This is a genomic window from Enterobacter sp. DSM 30060 (genome assembly GCF_013375955.1).
Taxonomy (GTDB): Bacteria; Pseudomonadota; Gammaproteobacteria; order Enterobacterales; family Enterobacteriaceae; genus Enterobacter; species Enterobacter intestinihominis.
The window spans coordinates 3443818-3455747 of the sequence record NZ_CP056118.1 but is presented as its reverse complement, the minus strand read 5'-3'; the positions used below and the strand labels follow the sequence as shown (position 1 = coordinate 3455747).

The following is an 11930-nucleotide window of genomic DNA, read 5'->3' as shown; positions in this document are numbered from 1 at the left end:
CGGGTGGCGCTTCGCTTACCCGGCCTACAAAACAACAACGGCGGGAATTCCCGCCGTTTTCATTAAAACTGCACGCACACCGGCTGGTCGACCCGCATCACCGATTCCTGCGCGAAACGAGACTTATAGATCCCGCGCAACGCTTCGATGTTCTTCTCGCTCTGCGCGTCTTTACCATGGATGAGCATTAACGCTTTGCTGGGTTCACGCGCCACTTTTCCGTCGTTCCCCAGCCACTGCCCGCGGGCATCAACCACCGTTAAGCCATCGCGAAAACGCGGCGTCACGTCCTGGTCGACAAACTGCTGCCACTCGCTGCCGGTAATCTGCGCCCCTGCCGGGCGATTCAAGCCAAAATAGAGCGTAGTCTGCTGCATCTGGTTATCCGCTTTGCAGGTCTCCACCGCCGCATGCTGCGTGGGAGCGTTACACCCCGCCAGCAGCAGTAATGCTGCCATCATCAACCCTGTTTTAATCATCATTCTCATCTCGAACGGGTGAACGGTCTGTCCCCTCTCCCCTTTGGGGAGAGGGTTAGGGTGAGGGGGAAATTACTCAGCCTGGAGCTTAGACGGCGGCGCTGAGTGGTAATGCGCATCCGCTTCCGCAAAGCGCTTCTGCATAGATGCAGACGGCGCTTTACCCAGCAGGCTAAACACCACAATACCGAGGCTGCCGAAGATGAAGCCCGGGATAATTTCGTACAGGCCCAGCCACGCGAACTGTTTCCAGACGATAACGGTAACCGCACCGATAATCATCCCCGCCAGCGCGCCGTTGCGGGTCATGCGTGACCACAGAACGGAGAACAGCACCACCGGACCAAATGCGGCGCCAAAGCCCGCCCACGCGTAGCTCACCAGCCCCAGCACGCGGTTTTCCGGGTTAGCCGCCAGCGCAATCGCCACCAGCGCCACCAGCAGCACCATAAAACGCCCTACCCACACCAGCTCTTTCTGGCTCGCGCCCTTACGCAGGAACGCTTTGTAGAGGTCTTCGGTGATGGCACTGGAGCACACCAGCAGCTGACAGCTCAGGGTGGACATGACTGCCGCCAGGATCGCGGAGAGCAGGATACCGGCAATCCACGGGTTGAACAGGATCTGCGCCAGCTCGATGAACACGCGCTCGGCGTTCTGGTTCACCGCGCCCGCCTGCGCCGGGTTGTTGTTGAAGTAGGCGATACCGAAGAAACCGACCGCGCACGCCCCCGCCAGACACAGGATCATCCACGTCATGCTGATGCGACGCGCGTGAACGATGGTGTGGTGAGAATCCGCCGCCATAAAGCGCGCCAGAATGTGCGGCTGACCGAAGTAGCCCAGGCCCCAGCCCATCAGGGAGACGATGGCCACGAAGTTCAGCCCTTTCAGCATATCGACGTTTTCGATGCTCTTCTGCTTGATCACTTCCAGCGATTCGCCAAAGCCGCCGACGGTAAAAATCACAATTATCGGGGTCAGGATCAGGGCGAAAATCATCAGACTCGCCTGCACGGTATCGGTCCAGCTTACCGCCAGGAATCCGCCCACGAAGGTATAGAGGATGGTCGCGGCCGCACCGGCCCACAGCGCCGTTTCATAGCTCATGCCGAAGGTGCTTTCGAACAGACGCGCGCCCGCCACAATGCCGGAGGCACAGTAGATGGTGAAGAACAGCAGGATCACCACCGCAGAGATAATACGCAATATGCGGCTGTTATCTTCAAAGCGTCCGGTGAAGTAATCCGGCAGCGTCAGGGCGTTGTTGTTGGCTTCGGTATGCACACGCAGACGGCCTGCTACCAGCTTCCAGTTAATCCACGCGCCAACGGTCAGGCCGATGGCGATCCAGCTTTCGGAGATACCGGAGATGAAAATCGCGCCCGGCAGCCCCATCAGCAGCCAGCCACTCATGTCGGAAGCGCCCGCTGAGAGCGCGGTGACCATCGGGCCTAAGCTGCGCCCGCCGAGGATGTAGTCGTCAAAGTTTTTAGTGGAACGCCATGCCAAAAACCCTATCAGGATCATGCCAAAAATATAAACGAGAAATGTCACCAGCATCGGTGTGCTAATAGCCATTCAAATTCTCCAAAATGTCGAGCGACAGCCGTCCGGGCTGCCTTGTTATGTCATCACCGGAACGTAGTGATGTGTGTATGTGTTTCCGTTGGGCGCGCTATCCTGCCGTATACGCATCCCACTGACAAACGATTTAACACTGCATTTACATGAATTTCATCCCTGGTTTTATACGTCTTTCCTATAGGTTGCACTCGCTCACGCTTTTATGGGTTGCACCTTTAAAAAGTGTTAAGCACCGCATAAAAACTGGGCTCAGAAACCGCCGCGCGTTCTTTTTCACAGCTAACTAATCGTTAACAATCCATTCATTTTCCAGCTTGCAGACCAGGTCACATTTAACACGGTTGCACAAAGTTGCAACATGGTGGATATTTCACGCTATCAACAGAACGCTATTACAGAACAACAGGAGTTTTGGCATGGGGATGACCACCATGGGGGTTAAGCTGGATGACGCTACCCGCGAACGGATTAAAACCGCTGCGACCCGTATCGACCGCACGCCGCACTGGTTAATCAAGCAGGCGATTTTTAACTATCTGGAAAGACTGGAGAGTGAAGAAGGTCTGCCGGAGCTGCCTGCCCTGCTGGCGGGCGCTGCGAACGAAGGCGAAGAGGCCGCGACGGCCGCTGATGAGAACCACCAGCCGTTCCTGGAATTTGCCGAGCAGATCCTGCCGCAGTCCGTCAGCCGCGCCGCCATTACCGGCGCCTATCGCCGTGCCGAAACCGACGCCGTGCCGATGCTGCTGGAGCAGGCGCGCCTGCCGGAAGCCGTTGCCGCTCAGGCGCACAGCCTGGCGTATCAGCTCGCCGACAAGCTGCGTAATCAGAAAACCGCCAGCGGACGCGCCGGCATGGTGCAGGGTCTGTTGCAGGAGTTCTCCCTCTCCTCGCAGGAAGGCGTGGCGCTGATGTGTCTGGCGGAAGCGCTGCTGCGTATTCCGGATAAAGCCACCCGCGATGCCCTTATCCGCGACAAAATCAGCAACGGCAACTGGCACTCCCACATTGGCCGCAGCCCGTCCCTGTTTGTGAACGCCGCCACCTGGGGCCTGCTGTTTACCGGCAAGCTGGTCTCCACCCATAACGAAGCCAACCTGTCGCGCTCCCTGAACCGTATTATCGGCAAGAGCGGCGAACCGCTGATCCGTAAGGGCGTGGACATGGCGATGCGCCTGATGGGCGAGCAGTTCGTCACCGGGGAAACCATTGCCGAAGCGCTGGCGAACGCCCGCAAGCTGGAAGACAAAGGCTTCCGCTACTCCTACGACATGCTGGGTGAAGCGGCGCTGACCGCCGCCGACGCGCAGGCCTACATGGTCTCTTACCAGCAGGCGATCCACGCCATCGGTAAAGCGTCCAACGGTCGCGGTATTTATGAAGGGCCAGGCATCTCTATCAAGCTTTCCGCCCTGCACCCGCGCTACAGCCGCGCGCAGTACGACCGGGTGATGGAAGAACTCTACCCGCGCCTGAAGTCCCTGACCCTGCTGGCGCGCCAGTATGACATCGGCATCAACATCGACGCCGAAGAGGCGGATCGTCTGGAGATCTCCCTCGATCTGCTGGAAAAACTGTGCTTCGAGCCGGAGCTGGCGGGCTGGAACGGGATTGGTTTCGTTATCCAGGCCTACCAGAAACGCTGCCCGTTCGTCATTGACTACCTGATTGACCTGGCCAGCCGCAGCCGTCGCCGCCTGATGATCCGTCTGGTGAAGGGTGCCTACTGGGACAGCGAAATCAAACGCGCCCAAATGGAAGGACTGGAAGGCTATCCGGTCTATACCCGCAAGGTCTACACCGACGTCTCTTACCTCGCCTGCGCGAAAAAACTGCTCGGCGTGCCGAACCTGATTTATCCGCAGTTCGCCACCCACAACGCCCACACCCTGGCGGCGATCTACAGCCTGGCGGGTCAGAACTACTATCCGGGCCAGTACGAGTTCCAGTGTCTGCATGGCATGGGTGAACCGCTGTACGAGCAGGTGACCGGTAAAGTGGCCGACGGCAAGCTGAACCGTCCGTGCCGTATTTATGCCCCGGTAGGTACTCACGAAACCCTGCTGGCCTACCTGGTGCGTCGTCTGCTGGAGAACGGGGCGAACACCTCCTTCGTTAACCGCATCGCCGATACCACCCTGCCGCTGGACGAACTGGTGGCCGATCCGGTACAGGCCGTAGAGAAGATGGCGGCGCAGGAAGGCCAGATTGGTCTGCCGCATCCGAAGATTGCCCTGCCGCGCGAGCTGTATGGTGCAGGTCGCGTCAACTCGGCGGGTCTGGATCTCGCCAACGAACACCGTCTGGCGTCGCTCTCTTCTGCCCTGCTTAACAGCGCATTGCAGAAGTGGCAGGCCAAACCGATCCTTGAGCAGTCCGTTGAAGACGGTGAAATGCAGCCGGTGATCAACCCGGCAGAGCCGAAGGATATCGTCGGCTACGTGCGCGAAGCCACAGAAGCGGAAGTGGATCAGGCTTTGGAGAGCGCGGTGAACAACGCGCCAATCTGGTTTGCCACCCCGCCGCAGGAGCGTGCCGCCATTCTGGAACGCGCGGCGGTGCTGATGGAAGATCAGATGCAGCAGCTTATCGGCATTCTGGTGCGTGAAGCGGGTAAAACCTTCAGCAACGCCATCGCCGAAGTGCGCGAGGCGGTCGACTTCCTGCACTACTACGCCGGTCAGGTGCGCGATGATTTCGACAACGAAACGCACCGTCCGCTCGGCCCGGTGGTCTGTATCAGCCCGTGGAACTTCCCGCTGGCAATCTTCACCGGCCAGATTGCCGCGGCCCTTGCCGCAGGCAACAGCGTGCTGGCAAAACCGGCAGAGCAGACTCCGCTGATTGCCGCTCAGGGCATCAACATTCTGCTGGAAGCGGGCGTACCGGCGGGCGTGGTGCAGCTGTTGCCGGGGCGCGGTGAAACGGTGGGTGCCAAACTGACCTCCGATAACCGCGTGCGCGGCGTGATGTTTACCGGTTCGACCGAAGTAGCCTCCCTGCTGCAACGCAACATCGCCACCCGTCTGGATGCGCAGGGCCGTCCAACGCCGCTGATCGCTGAAACCGGCGGCATGAACGCCATGATCGTGGACTCCTCCGCGCTCACTGAGCAGGTCGTCGTTGACGTGCTGGCCTCTGCCTTCGACAGCGCAGGTCAACGCTGTTCCGCCCTGCGCGTGCTGTGCTTACAGGATGACGTGGCTGACCACACGCTGAAGATGCTGCGCGGTGCGATGGCGGAATGCCGCATGGGCAACCCGGGCCGTCTCACCACCGATATTGGGCCGGTGATCGACGCGGAAGCCAAAGCCAACATCGAAAACCACATTCAGACCATGCGTGCCAAAGGCCGTCCGGTGTTCCAGGCGGTGCGCGAGAACAGCGAAGATGCCCGCGAGTGGCAGACCGGCACCTTCGTGCCGCCAACGCTGATTGAGCTGGCAAGCTTCGACGAGCTGAAAAAAGAGGTCTTCGGCCCGGTACTGCACGTTGTGCGCTACAACCGTAACAACCTCAACGAGCTGATCGATCAGATCAACGCCTCGGGTTACGGCCTGACGCTCGGTGTACATACCCGTATCGACGAAACCATTGCCCAGGTGACCGGCAATGCTAAAGTCGGCAACCTGTACGTCAACCGTAATATGGTCGGCGCAGTCGTGGGCGTGCAGCCGTTCGGCGGCGAAGGCCTCTCCGGCACCGGCCCGAAAGCGGGCGGTCCGCTCTATCTGTACCGTCTGCTGGCAAACCGTCCGGAAAATGCGCTGGGCGTGACGCTGGCGCGTCAGGACGCGGACTATCCGGTGGATGCGCAGGTGAAAGCCGTGCTGACCCAGCCGCTGGAGGCGCTGATTAAGTGGGCAGAAAACCGCCCTGAACTGCGTGCAATTGCGCAGCAGTACGGCGAGCTGGCGCAGGCCGGTACCCAGCGCCTGCTGCCGGGTCCAACCGGTGAGCGCAACACCTGGACGCTGATGCCGCGCGAGCGTGTGCTGTGCATGGCGGATGACGAGCAGGATGCGCTGGTGCAGCTGGCAGCCGCTACAGCAACGGGCTGTGAGGTGCTGTGGCCGGAAGATGCGCTGCATCGCGACCTCGCCAAACAGTTGCCAAAAGCGGTCTCGGCTCGCATTCGCTTTGCGAAGGCCGATGCCCTGCTGACGCAGCCGTTTGACGCGGTGATCTACCACGGTGATTCCGACCAGCTGCGCGAACTGTGTGAGCAGGTTGCGGCCCGCAGCGGTGCCATCGTTTCCGTGCAGGGCTTTGCGCGCGGGGAAACCAACCTGCTGCTGGAGCGTCTGTACGTGGAGCGCTCGCTCAGCGTCAACACCGCGGCGGCAGGCGGTAACGCCAGCCTGATGACAATCGGTTAATCGTGTAAACTTTCCCCGGTGACGCTACGCTTACCGGGGCTACAAAATCACCGTAGGCCGGATAAGCGCAGCGCATCCGGCTTTTTTACACGGAGGGAATGATGAAAAGAGTATTTCTCGCAGGCGCAGCACTGCTGCTCAGCGCCAGTGCGCTTGCCGACGAGTGCGACAAAGCGACCACCCAGACAGAACTCAGTGCCTGTGCGGCAGAGCAGTACCAGGCTGCGGATAAAAAGCTCAACCAGACGTACCAGGCCGCCATCAAACGCGCGGCAGCCCCTCAGCGCGACCTGCTGAAAAAGGCGCAGCAGGCGTGGATCGCCCTGCGTGACGCAGACTGTAAATTGATGGGTTCAGGAACCGAAGGTGGCACTATTCAGCCGATGATTATCAACCAGTGCCTGACGGAGAAAACAGCGGAGCGCGAAGCCTTTCTGGCCTCGTTGATGCAGTGTGAAGAGGGCAATTTAAGCTGCCCTTTCCAACCGGCTGATTAACGCACGCGGATCCCTTCAATAATCATCCGCTGCACGTTTTCCAGGGTGCTCTGGAAAAACGCCTCGTCCTGGAGCGTTTTACCGGTTACCGCCTCGACCTGGGCCGCGAAGTCAGCGTAGTGCTGGGTTGAGGCCCAAATCATGAAAATCAGATGCTGCGGATCGACCGGGGCCAGCTTTCCGCTGGCGACCCATCCGGCAATAATGGCCGATTTTTCGTCCACCAGCTGCTTTAGATCTCCCGTCAGCTCCGCCTGCAACAGCGGCGCGCCCTGTAACATCTCCAGACAAAACAGCCTCGATGCCTGGGGATAATCACGCGATACCTCCAGCTTCAGGCGTATGTACTCCTCTATCGCAACCAGCGGGGCCAGCTCTTCGCGAAATGCTTTAAGCGGTGCGAGCCAGATATCCAGGATCTGCTGCATCACCGCCACATATAGCGCCTCTTTCGACGGGTAGTAGTAGAGCAGATTGGTCTTGGACACCCCGGCCTGCTCCGCCACCTGCTCAAGGCGTGTACCGTGAATACCAAACTGCGAAAATGTCTCCAGCGCGGCGCTGAGGATCGCCTGTTTCTTGGCGCTCACCGCCTGCGAACGTTTACCGGGTGTTTTCACTGCGCCTTGTGTCATTTTCGCTCTCCATTTTCTGTCCTGCGCTCAGCATAGCAAAACCCCCGTCTCGCCACGACCTTCTGCACCCTTAGCGCGCATGAGTGCCTGTTTTCTGTGCAATGATTTTGACCACTTAGTCCACATTTTCGCTGTTAAATTTAACAGCCACCAGTTAACTCCCTAATAACAAAGTATTTTTCAAAACTGGCACTCCCTTTGCAAAAACGTCGTGACACCTGCGACGTAATGAAGAGAGGTTCGTGATGAAAATTGGCGTATTTGTACCGATCGGCAACAACGGCTGGCTTATCTCGACCACGGCCCCGCAATACATGCCGACCTTTGAGCTGAATAAAGCCATCGTGCAGAAAGCGGAGCATTACCACTTCGACTTTGCGCTCTCGATGATCAAGCTGCGCGGTTTCGGCGGTAAGACCGAATTCTGGGACCACAACCTGGAGTCCTTTACCCTGATGGCGGGCCTGGCGGCGGTAACCTCGCGCATCCAGATTTACGCCACCGCCGCCACCCTTACCCTTCCCCCGGCAATCGTGGCGCGGATGGCCTCCACCATCGACTCCATCTCCGGCGGGCGCTTTGGCGTTAACCTGGTCACCGGCTGGCAAAAGCCGGAGTACGAGCAGATGGGGATCTGGCCGGGGGACGATTACTTCTCCCGTCGCTACGACTACCTGACTGAATACGTGCAGGTGCTGCGCGATCTGTGGGGCACCGGCAAAAGCGATTTCAAAGGCGACTTCTTCACCATGAACGACTGCCGCGTCAGCCCCCAGCCGTCGGTGCCGATGAAGGTGATTTGCGCCGGGCAGAGCGACGCGGGGATGGAATTCTCCGCCAAATACGCCGACTTCAACTTCTGCTTCGGCAAAGGCGTTAACACCCCTGCCGCCTTCGCGCCCACCGCGGCACGCATGAAAGCGGCCGCCGACAAAATCGGGCGCGACGTGGGCTCCTACGTGCTGTTTATGGTGATTGCCGACGAAACCGACGACGCCGCGCGCGCCAAATGGGAACGATACAAGGACGGCGCCGACGAGGAAGCCCTGAGCTGGCTGACCGAGCAGAGCCAGAAGGATACCCGCTCCGGCGCGGACACCAACGTTCGCCAGATGGCCGACCCGACGTCTGCCGTTAATATCAACATGGGCACCCTGGTTGGCTCGTATGCCAGCGTCGCCAGAATGCTCGACGAAGTAGCTGCCGTGCCCGGCGCCGAAGGCGTGCTGCTGACCTTCGATGATTTTCTCACCGGCGTGGAAACCTTCGGCGAGCGTATTCAGCCGCTGATGCAGTGCCGCGCCCACATCCCTGCCGTGACGAAGGAGGTGGCGTAATGACGACCCTCAACGCTCGCCCGGAGGCCATCACCTTTGACGCGCAGCAGAGCGCGCTGATCGTGGTGGATATGCAAAACGCTTATGCCAGTAAAGGCGGGTATCTGGATCTGGCCGGGTTCGACGTCTCGGCCACGCAGCCGGTGATTGAGAATATCAAAACCGCCGTGAGCGCCGCGCGTGCTGCGGGCATGCTGATCGTCTGGTTCCAGAATGGCTGGGACGACCAGTACGTCGAAGCTGGCGGTCCCGGCTCACCCAACTTTCACAAATCCAATGCCCTGAAAACCATGCGCCAACGGCCTGAACTCCAGGGCACGCTGCTGGCGAAAGGCGGCTGGGATTATCAGCTGGTGGATGAGCTGGTACCGGAAGCTGGCGATATCGTGCTGCCGAAACCGCGCTACAGCGGCTTTTTCAATACCCCGCTCGACAGCCTGCTGCGCAGCCGGGGCATTCGTCATCTGGTCTTTACGGGCATTGCCACCAACGTCTGCGTGGAGTCCACCCTGCGCGACGGCTTCTTCCTCGAGTATTTTGGCGTTGTGCTGGAAGACGCTACCCATCAGGCCGGGCCGGATTTTGCCCAGAAAGCCGCCCTGTTCAATATCGAAACCTTTTTTGGCTGGGTCAGTAACGTCAATGATTTCTGCGACGCGCTGGATCCCCCGCTCGCCCGCATCGCCTGAGGAGAACCGCTATGCCGAAATCCGTGATTATTCCGCCGGGCACCAGCACCCCGATAGCCCCGTTTGTCCCCGGTACCCTCGCCGACGGCGTGGTGTATGTCTCAGGCACGCTGCCGTTTGATAAAGACAACAACGTGGTGTTTATCGATGACCCAAAGGCGCAAACCCGCCACGTGCTGGAGACGATCAAAACCGTGATCGAAACGGCGGGTGGCACGATGGAGGACGTGACCTTCAACAGCATCTTTATCACCGACTGGAAAAACTACGCCGCGATTAACGAGATCTACGCGGAGTTTTTCCCCGGCGATAAACCGGCGCGATTTTGCATCCAGTGCGGGCTGGTAAAGCCTGAAGCGCTGGTTGAAATTGCCACCGTTGCGCACATCGCGAAGTGAGGCCGCCATGAAACTGTCCATTTCCCCGCCCCCCTTTGCGGGCGCGCCCGTGGTGGTGCTGATTGCCGGGCTCGGAGGCAGCGGGAGCTACTGGCTGCCTCAGCTCGCCGTGCTGGGGCAGGAGTATCAGGTGGTGTGCTACGACCAGCGGGGCACGGGGAATAACCCGGATACCCTGCCGGAAGACTACACCCTCGCACACATGGCCGACGAGCTCGCGCTGGCGTTAGCCGGGGCCGGGATCGCCCGTTACTGCGTGGTCGGCCACGCGCTGGGGGCGCTGGTCGGCCTGCGGCTGGCTATCGATAAGCCTGACGCACTCACCGCGCTGGTTTGTGTCAACGGCTGGCTGACCCTCAATGCCCATACCCGACGCTGTTTTGACGTTCGCGAACGTCTGCTGCATGCGGGCGGGGCTCAGGCGTGGGTAGAGGCACAGCCGCTGTTTCTTTACCCGGCAGACTGGATGGCTGCCCGCGCTCCGCGGCTGGAGGCCGAGGAAGCGCTGGCGCTGGCCCATTTCCAGGGCAAAGCCAATCTGCTGCGCAGGCTGCATGCGCTGAAACAGGCCGATTTCAGCCGCCACGCTGCACGCGTTCGCTGCCCCGTGCAGATTATTTGTTCCACCGACGATCTGCTGGTGCCGTCCGTCTGCTCCGCGGAACTGCACGCCGCCCTCCCGCACGCCCGCAAAACGGTCATGCGCCAGGGCGGGCATGCCTGCAACGTGACCGCGCCGGACATCTTTAACACGCTGCTGCTGAACGGGCTTGCCAGCCTGCTGCACAGCCCTGAACCCGCTTTGTAAGGAGCCTGAATGAGCGAAGCCATCACGCCCGCCGCGCTGGAAACGCTGTTTACCGGCGCACGTACCCATAACGGCTGGCTGGATATACCGGTCAGTGACGAGACGCTGCGCGAGATTTATGACCTGATGAAATGGGGGCCGACGTCCGCCAACTGTTCCCCGGCGCGCATTGTCTTTGTGCGAAGCCCGGAAGGAAAAGAGAAGCTGCGCCCGGCGCTCTCCAGCGGCAACCTTGAGAAAACGCTCACCGCCCCGGTCACGGCAATTGTCGCCTGGGACAGCGAGTTTTATGAGCGCCTGCCTGTACTGTTCCCGCACGGCGATGCCAGAAGCTGGTTTACCTCCAGCCCCGCACTGGCGGAAGAGACCGCCTTTCGCAACAGCTCGATGCAGGCCGCGTACCTGATTTTCGCCTGCCGCGCGCTCGGGCTCGACACCGGGCCGATGTCCGGCTTTGACCGGGAAAAAGTGGACGCGGCCTTTTTCACGGGCACGCTGCTTAAAAGCAATCTGCTGATTAACATCGGCTATGGCGATATGAGCAAAGTCTATGGGCGCTTACCGCGTCTGACCTTCGAAGACGCCTGCGGGCTGGCGTAAGGAGCCATCATGACGACACCCGATCAACAAACCTTCCGTGATGCCATGGCCTGCGTCGGTGCGGCGGTCAATATCATCACCACCGACGGCCCTGCGGGAATGGCGGGCTTCACCGCCAGCGCGGTATGCAGCGTGACCGATTCCCCGCCCACTCTGCTGGTTTGCCTCAACCGTGGCGCGTCCGTCTGGCCGATTTTCAGCGAGAACCGCACCCTGTGCGTTAACACGCTGAGTGCCGGACAGGAGCCATTATCCAACCTGTTTGGCGGTAAAACGCCGATGGCGGAACGCTTTGCCGCTGCCCGCTGGCAGACAGGCGACACGGGCTGTCCACGTCTGGAAAATGCCCTGGCCTCGTTCGACTGCCGCATCAGCCAGGTGGTTAGCGTCGGCACCCACGACATTCTGTTTTGCGACATCGTATCCATCGTTCGCCACCCGGCACCGCAAGGGCTGGTGTGGTTCGACCGCGGCTATCACGCACTTATGCGACCCGCGTGTTAATCCGCATTCAGGAGACA

At 60.1% G+C, this 11930-nt stretch carries 11 protein-coding genes; 8 read left to right on the top strand and 3 right to left on the bottom strand.

Annotated features, from left to right (window positions below; genetic code table 11):
- Nucleotides 1–62: 62 nt before the first annotated feature.
- Together HWQ15_RS16340 and putP are read right to left on the bottom strand one after the other, a co-directional pair.
- On the bottom strand, nt 63–482 hold the full coding sequence (locus tag HWQ15_RS16340; RefSeq protein ID WP_045307917.1) for a DUF3574 domain-containing protein: 420 nt from the start codon (nt 480–482) through the stop codon (nt 63–65).
- Between the two features lie 69 nt (nt 483–551).
- Complete coding sequence (putP, locus tag HWQ15_RS16335) at nt 552–2060, bottom strand: sodium/proline symporter PutP (protein WP_022647686.1); 1509 nt, start codon at nt 2058–2060, stop codon at nt 552–554.
- Between the two features lie 422 nt (nt 2061–2482).
- Between putP and putA the strand changes: the two genes are divergently transcribed.
- Both putA and HWQ15_RS16325 read left to right on the top strand, forming a co-directional pair.
- Nucleotides 2483–6445, top strand: coding sequence for a trifunctional transcriptional regulator/proline dehydrogenase/L-glutamate gamma-semialdehyde dehydrogenase (gene putA, locus HWQ15_RS16330; RefSeq protein ID WP_063149021.1), 3963 nt, complete (start codon nt 2483–2485; stop codon nt 6443–6445).
- 101 nt (nt 6446–6546) lie between these two features.
- Nucleotides 6547–6942 carry a lysozyme inhibitor LprI family protein gene (locus HWQ15_RS16325; protein ID WP_022647684.1) on the top strand — a complete coding sequence of 132 codons (396 nt, stop codon included), beginning with the start codon at nt 6547–6549 and terminating at the stop codon, nt 6940–6942.
- On the opposite strand, the gene rutR is transcribed toward HWQ15_RS16325, so the two are convergent.
- Nucleotides 6939–7577, bottom strand: a complete 639-nt coding sequence (gene rutR / locus HWQ15_RS16320) for an HTH-type transcriptional regulator RutR (RefSeq protein ID WP_022647683.1) — start codon at nt 7575–7577, stop codon at nt 6939–6941. The genes HWQ15_RS16325 and rutR overlap by 4 nt on opposite strands.
- Nucleotides 7578–7822: 245 nt before the next feature.
- Here rutR and rutA point away from each other — a divergent pair, with 245 nt between their 5' ends.
- Genes rutA through rutF form a run of 6 tightly spaced genes read left to right on the top strand, consistent with a single transcriptional unit; the run spans nt 7823 to nt 11913 of the window.
- Entirely contained in the window at nt 7823–8914 is a 1092-nt protein-coding gene (gene rutA / locus HWQ15_RS16315; RefSeq protein ID WP_023305836.1) for a pyrimidine utilization protein A, read from the top strand.
- Nucleotides 8914–9603, top strand: coding sequence for a pyrimidine utilization protein B (gene rutB, locus HWQ15_RS16310; protein WP_022647681.1), 690 nt, complete (start codon nt 8914–8916; stop codon nt 9601–9603). The genes rutA and rutB overlap by 1 nt, the downstream gene beginning before the upstream one ends.
- An 11-nt stretch (nt 9604–9614) precedes the next feature.
- Complete coding sequence (rutC, locus tag HWQ15_RS16305; protein WP_015570870.1) at nt 9615–10001, top strand: pyrimidine utilization protein C; 387 nt, start codon at nt 9615–9617, stop codon at nt 9999–10001.
- 7 nt (nt 10002–10008) lie between these two features.
- Nucleotides 10009–10809, top strand: a complete 801-nt coding sequence (rutD, locus tag HWQ15_RS16300; RefSeq protein WP_022647680.1) for a pyrimidine utilization protein D — start codon at nt 10009–10011, stop codon at nt 10807–10809.
- Between the two features lie 9 nt (nt 10810–10818).
- Entirely contained in the window at nt 10819–11409 is a 591-nt protein-coding gene (locus tag HWQ15_RS16295) for a malonic semialdehyde reductase (protein WP_022647679.1), read from the top strand.
- A gap of 9 nt (nt 11410–11418) precedes the next feature.
- Entirely contained in the window at nt 11419–11913 is a 495-nt protein-coding gene (rutF, locus tag HWQ15_RS16290; protein ID WP_023299762.1) for an NADH-dependent FMN reductase RutF, read from the top strand.
- Nucleotides 11914–11930: the final 17 nt, after the last annotated feature.

Coding starts and splice junctions, on each gene's coding strand:
- HWQ15_RS16340 (WP_045307917.1), bottom strand. CDS start 482: ATGATGATTAAAACAGGGTTGATGATGGCAGCATTACTGCTGCTGGCG.
- putP (WP_022647686.1), bottom strand. CDS start 2,060: ATGGCTATTAGCACACCGATGCTGGTGACATTTCTCGTTTATATTTTT.
- putA (WP_063149021.1), top strand. CDS start 2,483: ATGGGGATGACCACCATGGGGGTTAAGCTGGATGACGCTACCCGCGAA.
- HWQ15_RS16325 (WP_022647684.1), top strand. CDS start 6,547: ATGAAAAGAGTATTTCTCGCAGGCGCAGCACTGCTGCTCAGCGCCAGT.
- rutR (WP_022647683.1), bottom strand. CDS start 7,577: ATGACACAAGGCGCAGTGAAAACACCCGGTAAACGTTCGCAGGCGGTG.
- rutA (WP_023305836.1), top strand. CDS start 7,823: ATGAAAATTGGCGTATTTGTACCGATCGGCAACAACGGCTGGCTTATC.
- rutB (WP_022647681.1), top strand. CDS start 8,914: ATGACGACCCTCAACGCTCGCCCGGAGGCCATCACCTTTGACGCGCAG.
- rutC (WP_015570870.1), top strand. CDS start 9,615: ATGCCGAAATCCGTGATTATTCCGCCGGGCACCAGCACCCCGATAGCC.
- rutD (WP_022647680.1), top strand. CDS start 10,009: ATGAAACTGTCCATTTCCCCGCCCCCCTTTGCGGGCGCGCCCGTGGTG.
- HWQ15_RS16295 (WP_022647679.1), top strand. CDS start 10,819: ATGAGCGAAGCCATCACGCCCGCCGCGCTGGAAACGCTGTTTACCGGC.
- rutF (WP_023299762.1), top strand. CDS start 11,419: ATGACGACACCCGATCAACAAACCTTCCGTGATGCCATGGCCTGCGTC.